20 protein-coding genes are annotated in these 17,024 nt (G+C 45.5%); 7 read left to right on the top strand and 13 right to left on the bottom strand.

Annotation, left to right across the window (positions count from 1 at the left end; all coding sequences use genetic code 11):
- Positions 1-45 precede the first annotated feature (45 nt).
- Positions 46-507, bottom strand: coding sequence for an Lrp/AsnC family transcriptional regulator (locus tag BMZ28_RS03580; RefSeq protein WP_047782544.1), 462 nt, complete (start codon positions 505-507; stop codon positions 46-48).
- A gap of 144 nt (positions 508-651) precedes the next feature.
- On the opposite strand from BMZ28_RS03580, the gene BMZ28_RS03575 reads away from it, so the two are divergent.
- Positions 652-1,692, top strand: coding sequence for a PLP-dependent cysteine synthase family protein (locus BMZ28_RS03575; RefSeq protein WP_074820743.1), 1,041 nt, complete (start codon positions 652-654; stop codon positions 1,690-1,692).
- Between the two features lie 164 nt (positions 1,693-1,856).
- On the opposite strand, the gene rhtA is transcribed toward BMZ28_RS03575, so the two are convergent.
- Complete coding sequence (gene rhtA / locus BMZ28_RS03570; protein WP_074820741.1) at positions 1,857-2,771, bottom strand: threonine/homoserine exporter RhtA; 915 nt, start codon at positions 2,769-2,771, stop codon at positions 1,857-1,859.
- Positions 2,772-2,955: 184 nt separating this feature from the next.
- Entirely contained in the window at positions 2,956-4,170 is a 1,215-nt protein-coding gene (fabB, locus tag BMZ28_RS03565) for a beta-ketoacyl-ACP synthase I (protein WP_047780422.1), read from the bottom strand.
- Positions 4,171-4,343: 173 nt separating this feature from the next.
- Here fabB and mnmC point away from each other — a divergent pair, with 173 nt between their 5' ends.
- On the top strand, positions 4,344-6,368 hold the full coding sequence (gene mnmC / locus BMZ28_RS03560) for a bifunctional tRNA (5-methylaminomethyl-2-thiouridine)(34)-methyltransferase MnmC2/FAD-dependent 5-carboxymethylaminomethyl-2-thiouridine(34) oxidoreductase MnmC1 (protein WP_074820739.1): 2,025 nt from the start codon (positions 4,344-4,346) through the stop codon (positions 6,366-6,368).
- Positions 6,369-6,496: 128 nt separating this feature from the next.
- On the opposite strand, the gene BMZ28_RS03555 is transcribed toward mnmC, so the two are convergent.
- From BMZ28_RS03555 to prmB, 7 genes are all read right to left on the bottom strand, one after another.
- Positions 6,497-6,727 carry a hypothetical protein gene (locus tag BMZ28_RS03555; protein WP_047780419.1) on the bottom strand — a complete coding sequence of 77 codons (231 nt, stop codon included), beginning with the start codon at positions 6,725-6,727 and terminating at the stop codon, positions 6,497-6,499.
- A gap of 195 nt (positions 6,728-6,922) precedes the next feature.
- Entirely contained in the window at positions 6,923-7,207 is a 285-nt protein-coding gene (locus tag BMZ28_RS03550; RefSeq protein ID WP_047780418.1) for a YfcL family protein, read from the bottom strand.
- A gap of 46 nt (positions 7,208-7,253) precedes the next feature.
- Positions 7,254-7,814, bottom strand: a complete 561-nt coding sequence (locus BMZ28_RS03545) for an elongation factor P hydroxylase (RefSeq protein ID WP_047780417.1) — start codon at positions 7,812-7,814, stop codon at positions 7,254-7,256.
- Positions 7,815-7,860: 46 nt separating this feature from the next.
- Positions 7,861-8,661 (bottom strand): sulfite exporter TauE/SafE family protein, encoded by an 801-nt coding sequence (locus BMZ28_RS03540; protein WP_047780416.1) that lies wholly within the window; start codon positions 8,659-8,661, stop codon positions 7,861-7,863.
- A 3-nt stretch (positions 8,662-8,664) separates the two neighbouring features.
- Complete coding sequence (gene mepA, locus BMZ28_RS03535; protein ID WP_047780415.1) at positions 8,665-9,498, bottom strand: penicillin-insensitive murein endopeptidase; 834 nt, start codon at positions 9,496-9,498, stop codon at positions 8,665-8,667.
- 14 nt (positions 9,499-9,512) lie between these two features.
- The gene (aroC, locus tag BMZ28_RS03530) at positions 9,513-10,598 is read right to left on the bottom strand and encodes a chorismate synthase (protein WP_074820737.1); all 1,086 of its coding nucleotides are present in this window, start codon (positions 10,596-10,598) and stop codon (positions 9,513-9,515) included.
- A gap of 65 nt (positions 10,599-10,663) precedes the next feature.
- Entirely contained in the window at positions 10,664-11,596 is a 933-nt protein-coding gene (prmB, locus tag BMZ28_RS03525) for a 50S ribosomal protein L3 N(5)-glutamine methyltransferase (RefSeq protein WP_047780413.1), read from the bottom strand.
- 191 nt (positions 11,597-11,787) lie between these two features.
- Here prmB and smrB point away from each other — a divergent pair, with 191 nt between their 5' ends.
- From smrB to BMZ28_RS03505, 4 genes are all read left to right on the top strand, one after another.
- Entirely contained in the window at positions 11,788-12,330 is a 543-nt protein-coding gene (smrB, locus tag BMZ28_RS03520; protein ID WP_071845444.1) for an endonuclease SmrB, read from the top strand.
- Positions 12,331-12,407: 77 nt separating this feature from the next.
- On the top strand, positions 12,408-12,842 hold the full coding sequence (gene cbrB, locus BMZ28_RS03515; protein WP_074820735.1) for an inner membrane protein CbrB: 435 nt from the start codon (positions 12,408-12,410) through the stop codon (positions 12,840-12,842).
- A gap of 141 nt (positions 12,843-12,983) precedes the next feature.
- Entirely contained in the window at positions 12,984-13,208 is a 225-nt protein-coding gene (locus tag BMZ28_RS03510) for a hypothetical protein (RefSeq protein ID WP_047780411.1), read from the top strand.
- Positions 13,205-13,534 (top strand): low molecular weight protein tyrosine phosphatase family protein, encoded by a 330-nt coding sequence (locus tag BMZ28_RS03505; RefSeq protein WP_047780410.1) that lies wholly within the window; start codon positions 13,205-13,207, stop codon positions 13,532-13,534. Before BMZ28_RS03510 ends, BMZ28_RS03505 begins: the two co-directional genes overlap by 4 nt.
- A 59-nt stretch (positions 13,535-13,593) precedes the next feature.
- On the opposite strand, the gene sixA is transcribed toward BMZ28_RS03505, so the two are convergent.
- Both sixA and BMZ28_RS03495 read right to left on the bottom strand, forming a co-directional pair.
- Positions 13,594-14,073, bottom strand: a complete 480-nt coding sequence (gene sixA, locus BMZ28_RS03500; protein WP_074820733.1) for a phosphohistidine phosphatase SixA — start codon at positions 14,071-14,073, stop codon at positions 13,594-13,596.
- Positions 14,074-14,155: 82 nt separating this feature from the next.
- On the bottom strand, positions 14,156-14,449 hold the full coding sequence (locus tag BMZ28_RS03495; RefSeq protein ID WP_074820730.1) for a YfcZ/YiiS family protein: 294 nt from the start codon (positions 14,447-14,449) through the stop codon (positions 14,156-14,158).
- 414 nt (positions 14,450-14,863) lie between these two features.
- Here BMZ28_RS03495 and fadL point away from each other — a divergent pair, with 414 nt between their 5' ends.
- A complete protein-coding gene (fadL, locus tag BMZ28_RS03490) occupies positions 14,864-16,159 on the top strand; it encodes a long-chain fatty acid transporter FadL (protein WP_074820728.1) in 1,296 nt (431 codons plus the stop codon).
- Positions 16,160-16,261: 102 nt separating this feature from the next.
- On the opposite strand, the gene mlaA is transcribed toward fadL, so the two are convergent.
- Positions 16,262-17,017 carry a phospholipid-binding lipoprotein MlaA gene (mlaA, locus tag BMZ28_RS03485; protein ID WP_074820727.1) on the bottom strand — a complete coding sequence of 252 codons (756 nt, stop codon included), beginning with the start codon at positions 17,015-17,017 and terminating at the stop codon, positions 16,262-16,264.
- Between the last annotated feature and the right edge of the window lie 7 nt (positions 17,018-17,024).

Genomic DNA, 17,024 nt, shown 5'->3' with positions numbered 1-17,024 from the left:
CCAGAACTAAATGAAACAATTTCTCATTTGGAAAAACGGAAAGCATTACTCGGTTATGGGTAAGCAGGTCGTCAGCTTTATCTCTTCCATCGAAAAACTTGAGGTCACATCACTTAATCCGCTAACGCTATTCACTAGCTGCTTATAAAAGTTATCATAACTTTTCATATCCGCTACTTGCACATGCATCAGATAATCATATTCTCCCGCCATCCGGTAGAATGCCATGACTTCCGGCATCGCATTAACCCGATCAACAAAATGTTGATACCATTCGCTGCTATGACATTGGGTTTTAATCAGCACAAATGCCGTTAGGTTTAACCCTAGTTTTGTGGCATCAAGCAATGCCACCTTCTGGCGGATATAACCATCATCCTCCAGCTTTTTTAATCGTTTCCAGCAAGGAGTAGAAGTTAGATTCACCTCTTCAGACAGAGCCTGTAAAGACAGCGTACAGTCTTTTTGCAAAAGGGTCAGTAGTTTACGGTCAATTTTATCTAGCACAACCACTCCCGGGAGAAAATTTTTCCATTACTGAGTAAATATAGAGTAAAAATAGCAATAATTTTTTCTCAAATTACCGTTAGTCTATCAGTATAGACCCATTGTCTAAAGCCACAGATTAACCACACAGATCCGGAGAAAAATATGACACGCCATTGGGTAAAACAGGCCATCAGTGAAATTGAAGCTGATTTCCAACGTTCCGCAGATACCCATCTCATTCGCATTCAGTTAGCCCAATTTCCCGGTATCTATCTCTATCTGAAAGATGAAAGCACTCATCCTACTGGTAGCCTAAAGCACCGTTTGGCTCGCTCACTGTTTTTATATGGTCTGTCTAATGGTTGGATTAAACAGGATACCACCATTATTGAAGCCTCATCCGGCAGTACCGCCGTATCAGAGGCCTATTTTGCCCGTTTGCTGGGATTGCCTTTTATTGCCGTCATGCCCGACTGCACGGCAAAACGTAAGATAGAGCAAATCGAATTCTATGGTGGGCGCTGCCATTTCGTGAAGCATTCATCTGAAATCTACGCCGCCTCTGAGCGCCTGGCAACAGAGCTTAACGGTCACTATATGGATCAATTTACCTATGCCGAACGGGCCACCGACTGGCGTGGTAATAACAATATCGCCGACAGTATTTTCCGTCAAATGCAGCGTGAGCCACATACCGTTCCCGATTACCTTGTGATGAGTGCCGGCACTGGCGGAACCTCTGCCACATTAGGGCGCTATATCCGCTATCAAGGATATGACACTAAACTGATAGTCGTCGATCCAGAAAACTCAGTGTTTTATGACTATTTCCAAACCGGAGATGGTGCCCTCTCTACCCACTGCGGAAGCCGAATTGAAGGCATTGGCCGTCCACGAGTAGAACCCTCATTTATTCCTGCAGTGATTGAGGAAATGATTCAGGTTCCAGATGCCGCCAGTATCGCCACGATTCTTTGGTTAGAAAAGATTTTAGGACGCAAAACCGGCGCTTCAACAGGCACTAACGTCTGGGGAGCACTACAGTTGGCTAAGCGTATGCGTGACAACGGTGAAAAAGGCGCTATTGTGACATTATTGTGCGATAGCGGAGAACGCTATCTGGACACCTACTACAATCCTGAGTGGGTGGCTCAAACGCTGGGCGATTTAAGCCAGTATCAGCAACAGTTGGAAAATCTGTAAAGATAATGGATAACAAAATAGCCACCTTTTAGGTGGCTATTTTATCTGTTAAGCACTTTTACGCCATCTATCCGGTCATTTTATATTAATAACAACGCTTGGCTTAAACGAGATCACAGCTTTCGCCGGGATGACGGTCAAAATATTGTGGCGATCTATTAACATCAACGGACGCTTTCAGTATCAATCTTCACCGATTCAAGCTTAGCCTTGGGCTTAATGGTTAATGATGCCCCCATCGAAGCAATAATTACCGCTAACAGTCCCATCCATTGCATAAAAGACAGCGTTTCATTCAGGAAAATCAGGCCAGAAAACGCCCCCATTGCAGGTTCTAAACTGGTCAGCGTGCCAAAGGTCTGTGCTGGTAAACGCGTTAAAGCAACCATCTCTAATGAATAAGGTAGCGCAGTTGACAGTATTGCTACACCGATGGCGACAGGCAGTATTGACAGCGAAAACAAATCGCTGCCAGCATAAATAACCCCAACAGGTAAAACAATGATTGTGGCAACCAATGCCCCTAACGCAACGGAGCGTGTGCCGTAGCTGGCGCCTGCCCGTTGACCAAATACAATATATAGGGCCCAAAATACCCCGGCACCCAGCGCATAGCAGGCACCCACCGGATCTACGCCATTAACGGATTGATTTAGCGGTAGCAATAACCCTAAACCGACAATAACTAAACCAACCCACAGAAAATCCACCAAACGACGAGAAGAAAACATCGCTACGGCCAGCGGTCCAATAAACTCCAGCGCTACAGCAATTCCCAGCGGCACCGTTCTCAAGGACATATAAAACAGTAAGTTCATTCCACCAAGGGACAATCCATAGGCCAGCAGCCACCATCTTGCTCCCGGTGCAGGGATCCGAGTTTTGCTCTTACGCCAAGGGCGTAAAAAGATCATCAGAATAATAGTCCCCAAAAACAGACGCAGAGCCGTCATGCCTTGGGCACCCACAATAGGGAACAGGCTTTTCGCCAGCGAAGCACCACTTTGAATCGATAACATTGCAATAAGCAATAAGATGACCAGTAGCAATACTGAAGTTTTTTTCTCTTTCAGAAACATAGATACGCTTAACCTTCTTTCGGTCAATTTCAGCAACCGAAAGCGTGTTTAATTAAATCAAAATAGCTAAATAGATACCGTCTATGATACCTGAATACTACGCTGGTTTTTACCCCAGGCTATAAAATAAAAACTGCCAGTGACACAAATCACCGGCAGTTTATAGAGACAAAGTTTCGAGAACTTATTTGCTGTATTTACGCATCACTAACGTGGCGTTGGTACCACCAAAGCCGAAACTGTTAGACATCGCAGTAGTTAACTCACGGCGAGTTGTCTCAGTAATGATATTCATACCGGCAGCTTGTTCATCTAAATTATCGATATTGATGCTAGGGGCGATAAAGCTATTTTCAACCATTAACAACGTATAGATAGCTTCATGAACACCGGCAGCACCCAGCGCATGACCCGTCATTGCCTTAGTAGATGAAATCGCTGGCGTATTGTCACCAAACACTTCACGAATAGCGCCCAGTTCTTTCACATCACCAACCGGCGTAGAAGTACCATGGACGTTCAGGTAATCAATTGGGGTATCAACACCTTGCATTGCCATCTTCATACAGCGAACCGCACCTTCACCAGAAGGAGCAACCATATCCGCACCATCAGACGTCGCACCGTAACCAACAATTTCAGCATAGATATGTGCGCCACGAGCCAGAGCGTGCTCCAGTTCTTCAACCACAACCATACCGCCACCGCCAGAGATAACAAAACCATCACGGTCGGTATCATAAGTACGGGATGCTTTTTCCGGCGTATCGTTATATTGGGTAGATAATGCACCCATAGCATCAAACTCACAGGAAAGTTCCCAGCACATTTCTTCACCACCACCGGCGAAGACGACATCCTGTTTACCTAACTGAATCAGTTCCAAGGCATGACCAATACAGTGTGCGGAAGTGGCACAAGCGGAACTAATGGTGTAGTTAACGCCTCGAATTTTGAAAGGTGTGGCTAAACATGCTGAAACACCTGAAGCCATCGCTTTGGTCACCATATATGGCCCTACGCCACGTAAGCCGCGAGCGCGCATACCATCAGCACCCGCCACCTGACTGCGTGGAGAACCACCACCTGAACCGACAACCAAGCCAGTACGGTCGTTAGAAACCTGATCGTCTGCTAATCCTGAGTCTTTAATCGCTTCTTGCATAGAAAGATAAGCATAAATTGATGCATCACTCATGAAACGAGCAATTTTGCGGTCAATTAATCCAGCAGTATCCAGTTTAATATTACCCCAAACATGACTGCGCATGCCTGCATCTTGCAATTCCTGAGCATGGGTAATACCGGAACGTCCCAGTTCTAAAGACTCCAAGACTTCTTGTTTATTATTACCGATACTAGAAATAACACCTAAGCCGGTGATAACTGCACGTTTCATCTATTACCTCTTTCTACTTTTTTATTGTATTGCGAATTTGCCTAACAGATTAGCTTACACTTGTAAGCTGAACAAGTCCGATCAGCAAAATATATGCAACAAAAGATGTTAATTTCTTTACGAGTCGTTCATCATTATTATCACTCTAGTACTTGAACAGACGGTATTTTAACGTGGGTGAGATATCAATTCGACATGCAACATTGAACTGGAATGAACAGGGTACACCTGTTTCCCGAGAGTTTGATGATGTTTACTTTTCCAATCAGGATGGACCGGAAGAAACCAAATACGTGTTTTTGACCGGAAACCAAATTCCGGAAAGATTTAGCACTCACTCTAAAAGTCATTTCGTTATTGCCGAAACCGGATTTGGTACCGGATTAAATTTCATCACCTTATGGGACGCTTTTCGCCGTTTTAAAACGGCCAATCCACAATCAGCATTAAAGCGACTACACTTTATCAGCTTTGAAAAATATCCCTTAACCCGCGAAGACCTGACCACTGTTCAACAAACTTGGCCACAGTTTGCTGAACTCTGTGCCGAATTACGTCAAATATGGCCTCTGGCAACCGCAGGGTGTCATCGCTTGTATCTGGACAATGAGCAAGTGATGCTGGACTTATGGTTTGGCGATGTAAATCAGTTATTGCCCACATTAGATTACAGTATTCACGCTAAAGTCGACGCTTGGTTTCTTGACGGTTTTGCGCCTTCTAAAAACCCGGATATGTGGACCCCGCTGTTGTTTAACCACATGGCTAAACTTGCGGCCGATAACGGGACATTTGCTACCTTTACGGCCGCCGGATTTGTCCGTCGTGGGCTACAGGACGCTGGATTTAAGGTTTCACGCATCAAAGGATTCGGCCATAAACGAGAAATGCTGGTTGGCATAAAAGACGCCGACACAATAGTCAAACAACCACACCCTGCCCCTTGGTATGCCAGACCACCAGCAGATAATCCTCAGGATGTTGCCATTATTGGCGGCGGCATAGCCTCGGCCATGACGGCGCTATCGTTATTGCGTCGTGGTGCCAAAGTGACGCTTTACTGTGCTGATGCCGCTCCGGCGCAATCTGCTTCTGGCAACCATCAGGGCGTACTCTATCCACTGATGGTCAAAGATAATTCGCCATTGACCCAATTCTTTACTCAGGCATTCACTTTTGCCAGACAAACCTATGACAGTCTGTTAAATAAAGACATTGATTTTGATCATCGGTGGTGTGGCGTGATTCAACTTGGCCATAACCTAAAAAATAAACGTAGGAATGATGCTATTTTGGCATCAAAACCTTTACCTCAAATCGTCACCGGCTTTTCTCAACCAGAGGCGGAAACCGCCTGTGGATTACCCGTCGGCTGTGATGGCATTCACTACCCGATGGGAGGATGGCTCTCCCCTTTACAACTGACGACTAATGCCTTGGCCTATGCAGAAACCTTAGGCATGAAAACCTATTATCAATCTCAGCTAATCAAGCTAGAACGAATGGAACAAAGCTGGTCGCTTAGCTTTAAACATGGCAAGACCGTTCAGCATGCAACGGTTATTCTGGCTATGGGATATCAAGTCAGCGATATCACTCAAGCAGCAACTCTGCCCCTTACTCTCGTTCGCGGGCAGGTGTCGCAGGTACCAACCTCACCCGAGTTAAGTTCACTGCAACAGGTTTTGTGTTACGACGGTTATCTGACACCGGTAGATCAGCAACGTCAGTTTCACTGTCTGGGTGCCAGCCATGGGCGAGATGATGGTCAAACCGACTATCGCCAGACTGAACAAGAAGAAAACCGCCAGCGTCTAATTAACTGTTTACCAAACCTTGCGTGGCCACAGCATGTTGATATCAGCGACAACATCGCCCGATGCAGTATCCGCAGCGCGGTCAGAGATCATTTCCCGCTGTTGGGTGCTCTACCTGATTATTCGCGCTTACTCGAGGTTTACCAACATCTCGAACACCGCGTAAAAAAGCATGAAGGTATTGAACAAGCACCGATATGGCCCGATCTGTATTTAATCGCCGGGTTGGGTTCCCGAGGATTATGCTCCGCCCCACTGCTGGCAGAAATTTTGGCAGGTCAAATATTTGATGAGCCTTTACCGATGACGGCTGACCTGCTGGAAGCGTTAAGCCCGAACCGCAAGTGGATAAAGAAACTGTTAAAAGGGGCACCGCTATAGCGGTAAAGAAAAAAGCCGAAGGTTCAGCCTTTAAGTTGAATCACTGTCGTGTAATAAATACAAAAAAACCAGCCTTAGCTGGTTTAATTCATCGGTATATTCACGCCATCGAGCCTAAATCGAATTGATTATGGCTTCGGGCAACCTCTTAAGAAGCCAAATGTTTTTTTAACATTCTTACCATAACCAATAACTTGGCCTTGATCATTGTACAGGTATTGTTTCCACGTACAGTGTTCCCATAAGGCATTATAACTCGATGCCGCTTTAAACCACGGTCCCAACTGAGCAGCAGAAGCACTGCAGCTAATCGCTAAAGCACAACCGGCTAACAACATACCTAACGTCTTTTTAGACATAAAACATCTCCATTGTTTTGATTAATGAACCTATATTCATCTTAAATCTTGCAGAGCTGATGAATAAAAAAGTACCGTCCCGTTGATACCACTATTTGTCATATCAAGGTTCAGATACTTTAATAAGCTACATTATTTGTTATTGATAACTAAAATGTTTTCGTCTAAATTCCACCCAGTAATTCTAAGTATTACTTAGTTTTTTTCTGCTGAAACTTGTTGCAACAAGGTCTTCCACAGGTTAAAAACTAAGACCTGATCCACCGGAGAAAGCTCCCCTAATTTAATCGCATCAGCCAAACTCTGTTCAATCAAGTGAGCAAAATCCTCAAGTGTGGTTTTCCCCTGCTCCTCAGCCAAGGCTGCCGCTAAGGTAATATGACCGCGTAAATAGCCACCGGCAAACAGCTCATCATCACTGGCATGTTCAACATTGTTATCAATCAACGCCAGAATGGACTCTTCAAATTCTGCGATCATGCAGGTTCCTCAATATATTGATTCAAAAAATAAAATATTGCTAAAATTACACACACCAGCCGGTTGGGTATTGCGGATAAGGAAAATCATCAGCAACTAGCGGCTTGGTCTGATAAAACTCTTGTAGGGCCTGAATAAACCGAGCTGGGCGCTCAGGAATACCATTAGCTAAATAATCTAATACCTGAGCATGAACCTTACGCTGAAAAGCAACGCGGTCGGGCTGAAAATCACCGTCCAGATTATCGCAGCTCACGTTAAACGGATAACCCGAGGCGACACAAAAAAACCAATCAAACGCCTGAGGTTTAATTTCCACAACTTCAAACTCGGCCTGTTTATCCGCACCACGACCGTCGGGGCAATACCAGTAGCCGTAATCAACCTGTTTGCGTCGCTCTTCACCGGCAATACACCAGTGAGAAATTTCATGAAAAGCGCTGGCATAAAAACCATGGGCAAACACAATTTGATGATAAGGCACCTGCTCATCTGCCGGCAGGTATATTGGCTCATCATCGCCCTGAACGAGTTTTGTCTGGTAATCCGCACCAAAAGTATGCTCAAACAGATCGATAAGATCTTGAGGAATATGTTGTCTGGTCAATTAACTTAACTCTATTTTTAGCAGGAAAATATCCTGGAAATTCAAATTAGAAAAAACGCGTAATCCACTGGGATATTTCAGCGCCGTGGCTATCATAAATTAATTTACAGCTCATGACGAATGACACCACGATTAACATTGGCCGAATCAGCTTCTGTCCGCGAGAAAGTACCATACGAGCACCGAGTCGGGCACCGATAACCTGTCCACCTAACATGGCTAAACCAATGGCCCATACCACTTTGCCACCCAGAATAAAAAACAGCAGTGAAGCCAGATTTGAGGTGAAGTTGAGTACTTTAGCGTGAGCGGTAGATTTAGTCAGGTTAAAACCTTGCAGGGTAACGTAGGCCAGAGCAAAAAAAGAACCGGTACCGGGTCCAAATAAACCATCATAAAAACCGATGCCAAAACCAGCAATAAAAGCAAAGGGCAAAGCGCTTAAACGCTTCTGCCGCTCCGCTTCACCCACTTTCGGACTCAGTAAAAAATAGAGACCAATAGCAATCACCAGCAGCGGCAATATAGAACGTAAAACATCAGCATTAATGCGCTGAATGAGGATTGCGCCGATCATGGCGCCAATAAACGTCAGTAAAATAGCCCAGCGCTGTTCTTTTAAATCCACTGCTTTGCGGCGAATAAAATAGAGACTGGCTGAAAATGAGCCACCAATTGACTGTAATTTATTGGTGGCCAATGCCTGAGCCGGGGGAAGCCCCACAGATAGCAGTGCGGGTAAGGTAATGAGTCCCCCGCCGCCGGCAATAGAGTCGATAAATCCGGCCAGCATTGCAACGAAAAATAATATGATATAAATCTCAACGCTGAGGGAAAACCACTCCATTTTTTACTCTACCTTAAAGTTATTCACCAACAGAGCCTTACATGATGCAGGCGGTTCAGGAATTTGCGGCGGTTTCGGCTTGGCATTTGGTAATTTAGCCGGTGCTTCCAGCCAGCTGGCCAGTTCGGCACCACATCCATCACCAGCAGGAATAGCGGCCTGCTCTTCGCACTCCAGACTATCTGCCGGACAACGTAACCTCACGTGCATATGAGCGCGATGCCCAAACCATGGACGAACCTTACGTAACCATGTGCGATCGCTACCTGCGGTTTGACACAATTTCTGCTTAATCGCCGGATGAACAAAGATACGTGTTACGTCATTATCGCTGGCCGCCAACTTAATCAATTCGCCAACTTGCGGTTGCCATAAGCTTTCCACCACTTGTTTACCATTACCGGCAACCAAATCAATCGCCTTTGGATTTTTCAATTGGGTCGCACTCCAACGTTCACGCGGTAACTGCAACCAAATATCCACATCCAGACCACTCTGATGGCTGGCATGTCCGGTGGCAAAACGCCCACCAGCCGGCATGCCCATATCGCCGATCAGTACATTGCCCAAACCATAGGATTGGGTTTTATTGGTCAAACGATGAATAAATGCCAGCAAATCAGGGTGACCAAAATAACGCAGTTGCTGACTGCGCATCACCAGATACCCCTGACCTTGCAGTGAAAGTGGCTGAGCCCCAATAATACAACCATTGGAAAACCCACCGATCGATTGAGGTGTACCCTCAACCGGCTGTTTAACTTGCTGCCACGGCGTTGCTGCTAGCGTAGAAGTAGAAAAAAACAGTGCCATCGCGGCGAAAAATATCTGTTTCATCGTCAATATCCTGATTACCAACTTGGCACATCTGATTTCACGTCATAGCACTGAGCACGATGACGCATTAAATGATCCATTAACACGATTGCCATCATGGCTTCTGCGATTGGTACCGCACGAATCCCCACGCAAGGATCGTGACGCCCGCGAGTAATCATCTCTACCGCTTCGCCCTGCTTATTGATCGTGCGCCCTGGAATGGTAATGCTGGAGGTCGGTTTCAGTGCAATATTAGCGATTATTGGTTGTCCGCTGCTGATTCCACCAAGAATGCCACCGGCATGATTACTGATAAATCCCTGAGGAGTGATTTCATCGCGATTTTCACTACCGCGTTTATTCACTACCGCAAAACCATCACCAATTTCCACACCTTTAACGGCATTAATACTCATCAGAGCATGGGCCAGTTCGGCATCTAAGCGATCAAATACCGGCTCACCTAAACCAACCGGAACTCCATCAGCAACCACGGTAACTTTAGCCCCAACGGAATCGCCGGCCTTTTTCAGTTCACGCATTAACTCATCCAATGCGTCAATCCGTGATGGATCCGGGCAAAAGAAAGGGTTTTGTTCTACCTGTTGCCAATCTTTTAACTCGCAGCTGATATCTCCCATCTGTGATAGATAACCACGAACCTGAATACCGAACTGTTGCTGTAAATATTTCTTAGCGATAGCTCCTGCCGCTACCCGCATCGCGGTTTCCCGAGCAGAAGAACGCCCACCGCCCCGATAATCACGCAGGCCATATTTCTGTTGGTAGGTATAGTCTGCATGGCCTGGGCGAAACGTATCTTTAATGTCGCCATAGTCCTGCGAACGCTGGTCGGTATTCTCAATCAACAAACCAATACTGGTGCCGGTGGTTACCCCTTCAAAAACGCCTGACAGAATACGTACACTGTCAGGCTCGCGGCGCTGAGTGGTGTAACGTGACGTTCCCGGGCGACGACGATCGAGATCGTGCTGAAGATCCGCCTCGGTTAAAGGAATTCCCGGTGGCACACCGTCTACAATACAGCCCAACGCAACACCATGAGATTCACCAAACGTTGTTACGCGAAATAGTTGTCCAATACTGTTCCCTGCCATCACAGCTCCTTTAGCCGTTAATTATTATTAGAGCGTTCAATAGCCCGGTAATGTTGTGCTGTTTATTAGTCGCGGTAAATACGGAAGTGCTCGCTGCAAGCAAGCAATTGTTCACGCGTCAGCATAAAGATACCATCACCGCCGTATTCAAACTCCAGCCAGGTAAATGGAATATCCGGGTACTCTTCCATTAAATGCACCATGCTATTACCGACTTCACAGATCAAGACACCATCTTGATTCAGGAAGTCAGGGGCACGAGCCAGAATACGGCGCACCAACTTCAAGCCATCCGTGCCGGCCGCCAGACCTAACTCAGGTTCAAAACGAAACTCTTTCGGTAAATCTGACATATCCTCGGCATCCACATAAGGTGGATTAGAGACAATCAGATCGTACTTCATCGGTGGCATATCCCTGAACAGATCAGAACGGATTGGCGTCACCTGATGCTCCAGGCGATGAGCCTCAATATTCTGTTCCGCCACGGCCAGCGCATCAACGGAAATATCAACCGCATCCACTTCAGCCTCGGGGAAAGCATAAGCACAGGCGATAGCAATACATCCGCTGCCGGTACACATATCTAAAATAGACTGCGGTTCGTGGGGGATCAGTGATTCAAAGCGATTGTTGATTAATTCACCAATCGGTGAACGCGGTACTAAAACCCGCTCATCAACAAAAAACTCGTGACCAGCAAACCAAGCTTTATTCGTCAGGTAAGCCACCGGCAAACGCTCATTAACCCGACGAATAACCCGCTCAACGATGCGATGACGCTCACTAACGGTTAAACGAGAAAGGTACATTTCCGGTGGAATATCTAACGGCAGGAATAGCGTAGGCAATATTAATTGTACCGCCTCATCCCACGGATTATCTGTTCCATGACCATAATAAATATTCGCCGCATTAAAACGACTCACCGACCAGCGCAGCATATCCTGAATGGTATGCATATCACTGACAACTTCATCCACAAAAATCTTGTCCAATTGACCCTCCGACCGGGATTCTAATCTGGAAATAACCCCTTAGTTTGCCATGAAGTACATAACAAATCAGCTTCTATCCGCGGATATTGTTCTATTCAATTTTATCAACAATGGCGATAACTGCATGAACAGAATTAACGATAAGGTTACACTACCCCTATCTCATATTATTTTTACTCGATTATTATCCCGTGAAGAAAAAGAAATTTGCCTTATCCGATGAAGAATTTGCCCTGTTCAGAGAGTCTGTACGCGGCACTAAACCGATCCAACAGGATAAAGCGGTTCACTCAACCAAACCTAAAAACAAGAAGATTTCGCCGGAACGTCTGTTGCAAGATCAGATCGATGCCAGTTTTTATTTTTCTGATGAGTTCCAGCCGCTACTCAGTGAAGAAGGCCCAATGCGCTATGTTCGCCCCGGAGCCAGCGCTTATGAGGTCAAAAAACTTCGACGTGGTGATTATTCGCCGGAGCTATTTCTCGACCTGCATGGATTAACTCAACAGCAGGCAAAACAGGAGCTCGGTGCGCTTATTGCCGCCTGTCGGCGTGAACACGTTCACTGTGCCTGCGTTATGCACGGCCACGGTAAACATATATTGAAGAAACAGACACCGCTGTGGTTAGCCCAACATCCTGACGTATTGGCCTTTCATCAAGCATCAAAAGAGTTTGGTGGCGATGCGGCCATTTTGGTTCTAATTGAGTTGGAAGATAGAATCGATATTTAAACTTCACGCCTTTTTCACATACTGTCGTTAATCTGCATTAAAACATTTTGTTATCCCCCTGCAGGAAACGACAGTTTATGAATAAAATACAGCGAATCTGCCATCATGCCTTTTGGTTTACCCTTATAGGGCCGCTTATTGGACTGATTGCAGCCATCCCATTGATGTATATCATCCTTAATTACCCACATCATTTTCTGAGGGATATACTTAGCGAATTCCCCTTAGTCTTGTTGATTGTTTATGTCTGGGGTGCACCCGCTGCCTTGCTTACTGGCATCATCATCGCTTGTTTACCCAAACAATATGCTCACATTATTTACATAGCATTAATTGGTATGATGACCTCACTGCTCTTTCCCCTCGCTTTATTAATATTAGGAAATAACGATGCTTCCGAGCTGAGTTTAGTTTGCGCAGCAGCTGGACTTATCTCTGCTGTCATAATGAATTATTTCATCCGCTATCTTCCACCGAGGTTTTCCAGCAAGGTAAACCCCGCTCAATCATAACTGAGCCAAATTCAATAGTTACTCACTCTATTTTGATTTAAGCAAAATGATGTATGATTAGTGCTGGCATAAATACTGCCATTTAGACCTCTCTGTATTATCGCGGCTGCTGAACCACGATTAATCTTATGAGGCAATATAATGGATAATATCCGCACTCGAGCCTGGCGGCTGGCACAAAATAAACGTAATAAGCATCGGGGTAGTAGTTCCATCAGGAATGATTTCCCCAGAGAGAAAAACTGGAAAATGATGTATACCCGCTCAGATAAAATAGTCAGAGCGGCGCAGTTAGGCATGGCGTACCCAAGGGTTAGCAATGCCCAATTGACATTAAAAGCCATGGAAGAGGTGACCTCAGCGTGAATGTTTTGTTTATCTGTAGTCGTAATCAATGGCGTAGTCCAACCGCAGAACAGGTTTGGCGTTACCATCCCGATTTATCGGTCAAATCCGCTGGCACCAGCCGTAATGCCCGTAAACCGGTAACACCCGCACTGCTACAGTGGGCTGATGCCATTTGCGTGATGGAGCAAAAACATAAAAATCGTCTGGTCGCTGAATATCACCGGCTGTTGGAACATAAAACGATTCATGTATTGGATATTGCTGATGATTACCAATATATGGATCCGCAATTGGTTGAGTTGCTGAAAGACGTTGTGGCCCACCGATTGAGGCTAGCCATATAAACAGAAAAAGAGACGCCATTAGCGTCTCTTTTTTAATTCGGTCAATAAAACCTAAACGATCAAGCTAGTGCGTCTGGCGCTTGCTGCCAGTCTAGAGTGCCTCTACCCGTTTGTGGCTCCACGGTAATACAGGCCACTGCCGAAGGATTAAACATCGGAGGATAAACACCACTGCACAATTCCGAAACCAAGTACCCCACCAAAGGCAAGTGAGAAACCAGCAATACAGAACTAACACCATCCTGAGCTAAGGTCATCAGGTAGTCCGCAATCAACATGGCATCACCGCCCGGTATCAAAGCAGAAAATGTCTCAATCGTTGTCGGTTCAGGTATCGGAAACTCTGCTTTGAAAACATCCAGCGTTTGCTGTGCTCTGACATAAGGGCTAACCAGAACCCAATCAATTTCTGCAATCTTTTTTCGCAACCAAAGAGCCATTTCAGCGGTTTGCTGACGTCCCTTATCCGTTAAGGGACGCTGTGGATCGCTGTCAGCATGATAGCTGGCTTCACCATGGCGCATAATAAAGATTTGCATATTTGACTCCGTTCACTTAACCGTTAACGCCAAAGCAGTGACGTTAAATGCCTCACCCGAATCTCTTATCAACCAAACAGTATTAGCGTAGACCCAGCTGGAAAATCATGGTTTCAGCCTGACATGAGAACGTGAAATCTGTAGTCAATTGCACGCCACCAGTCACGTCTTCCAGGCGACTTTCAATCAGGCAAGGTTCAGATTCAACAGCGCGCGCTTTCTCTGTCAACATCTTCAGCATTTGTTCTGCTTCATCACGGTTAACAAACACGTTCTGATAAGACGCGGTGCAATCCGTGTTATCCATTACGGTACCAACATCAACACAACAGCAGGCCGCTGTTTCTTGTGCATTACACTTCAATGAATCAGACATATTGTTTATCTCCTCTGGAATAAAGCGGACAAATAACCACTCTATTAACGTCTGTTTATGAGATCTAGCTCAAAATTTAATAATCTCGCTTATACTACTCTTCCAGCCCAAGTTACGCATGAACTTTGTTAAATTGTCATGATCTGACGCAAGGTCAGTTTTTTAAATCGCCACACTCGCCAAATTAATCGATTGATATTTAATTTTTTTTATCCATTTCACTTTTTATTCCACTAACAAAATACGCATGCGCGTGAAAAAACATTTACTTTTTGTCGGAACATTAGATAGAAATGCTAACAAAATATCTCAAGATCGTTGAACTGGTCTAATCTGTCGATAACGCCTTCCTCCATACAATGCCCTCCTTAATTATTACAATCCGTAATGATTTTTGAACTTTTGAGATCTTGTATGTCCCGTAAAAACATTTTAAGAAAGTCGGCACTGGCTATCGTTGTCGCAGCATTATCATCCAACCTCTACGCCTCTGGTTTCCAACTTCAGGAATCCTCAGCTTCAGGTCTGGGTCGCGCGTTCTCCGGTGAAGGTGTTATCGCTGATAACGCATCTTCAGGCAATCGTAACCCTGCATCAATGATGATGTTTGATCGTCCAACTTTCTCCGGCGGGGCAATCTATGTTCAGCCTACGGTAAAAATTACCGGTACATCCCCTTCCGGTAGTGATATGTCCTCCAGTGACATCACGCCAAACGAGTGGGTACCTAATCTGCACTTCATCTACCCTATTAACGATCGCTGGGCGGTAGGTACCTCATTGACCACTAACTATGGTTTATCGACAGAATTCAGCGATGAATATGTTGCCGGACCACTGGCCGGTAAGACCGAGCTGACAACCGGTAACTTTAACTTCAGTGCTGCTTACCGTATTAATGAATACCTTAGCTTCGGCGCAGGCTTCAATGCTGTTTATGCAAAAGCGAAAATAAGCCGCTATGCCGGTGAAAACCAAAACGGTATGCCAAGCAATACTGAAGTCGCTCACTTGAAAGGTGACGAATGGGGCTACGGTTGGAATACCGGATTATTATATGAAATCGATAAAGATAACCGTATTGGTCTGAGCTATCGCTCTAAAGTTGATATCGATTTTACCGGCGACTACAGCAGTAATTTACCATCCAATATTAACGGCATGCAGTCTGTTACCGGCTATCCATGGGGAACCAATGGTTCTACTATGAGCGGTGACCTGACGCTAAACCTGCCAGAGATTTGGGAGCTGTCCGGTTACCATAAAGTGGCGCCTAAATGGGCTATGCACTATACCCTGGCCTACACCAGTTGGAGTGAGTTTGAACAGCTGAAAGGAACCGACTCTGACGGCAATACTCTGTTCTACAAACACGAAGGGTTCCGTGATGCTTACCGTATCGCATTAGGTACCACTTATTACCATAATGAGAACTGGACATGGCGTGCCGGTATTGCCTTTGATGATAGCGCCGTACCTGCCAAGAACCGTTCTATTTCTATTCCTGACCAAGACCGTGTATGGTTAAGTACCGGTGCCACCTATAACTTCACTAAAGATGCTTCAGTAGACGTAGGTATTTCCTATATGAACGGCAAAGAAGTGAAGGTTGAAGAGAAGTTAAACAACTCGCCAAACAGCCCGGTTTATACTTTCCATTCGAAAGGCAAAGCTTGGTTATATGGTCTTAACCTGAACTATACCTTCTAATTTAGCGCGATGCCCTCCATGTATTTACCATGGAGAATATGCATAGTAAAAAAGCCCTGTCACACTGTGACAGGGCTTTTTGTTTATCATCGAATAAAGCAATTAATCGATATCATCCAACTGATCTTTCAAGGCATCCGCATTAGGATTCTTCTCGGCTTCAATCTGACCATCATTTGCCAGGAAGTCATGGCGTTGGAAGTAAGCCTCACGCATAAAGACATATGGATCCGGTGAATTAGCCAGCATCTGATCCTGATCGAGGAATTGAGCACGGGTTTCAATCCCTTCAACGGCCCACATACCAACGGAACCCCAGAAGGTAATCCAGCTTAATACCGGATAAACATAGTCCACATAGCCACCACCTTCATCACGCACCGTCGCAGAGCCATAGCCCGGCAACACGGCATAAGGGCCATAAGGTACATCATAATAGCCCAGTACTTGACCAAACTCTTTGTTGTAATCCTTCTTCAGCTTATCGTTAGACATACCCGCCACATCAATAAAGCCACCCATCCCTAATAACGTGTTCAGGAAAAAGCGGTTAAAGTGGCGCATACCATCATAAATATTGCCCTGTAGGAAATTATTCACCATGCTGGCTGGTTCACCCAGATTACTGGTAAAATTGCCCAAGCCGTTACGAGCCGGTTGCGGCATATAATCACGCCACACCACGGCAATAGGCCGTACCACATACGGATCCATATAGTGGTAGTTAAAGTTAAACATACTACGGTTAAACCCTTCCATTGGATCAGGACGGGTTCCATCTTCATTTAACTGACCGCTATTGGCACAGCCAGTAAGCATTACTCCAGCAAGCGCAAGACTAATAAGACGGCATTTCATTCTACTC

It is taken from the genome of Pragia fontium DSM 5563 = ATCC 49100, assembly GCF_900112475.1.
Taxonomy (GTDB): domain Bacteria; phylum Pseudomonadota; class Gammaproteobacteria; order Enterobacterales; family Enterobacteriaceae; genus Pragia; species Pragia fontium.
This window is presented reverse-complemented; position numbering and strand designations above follow the sequence as displayed.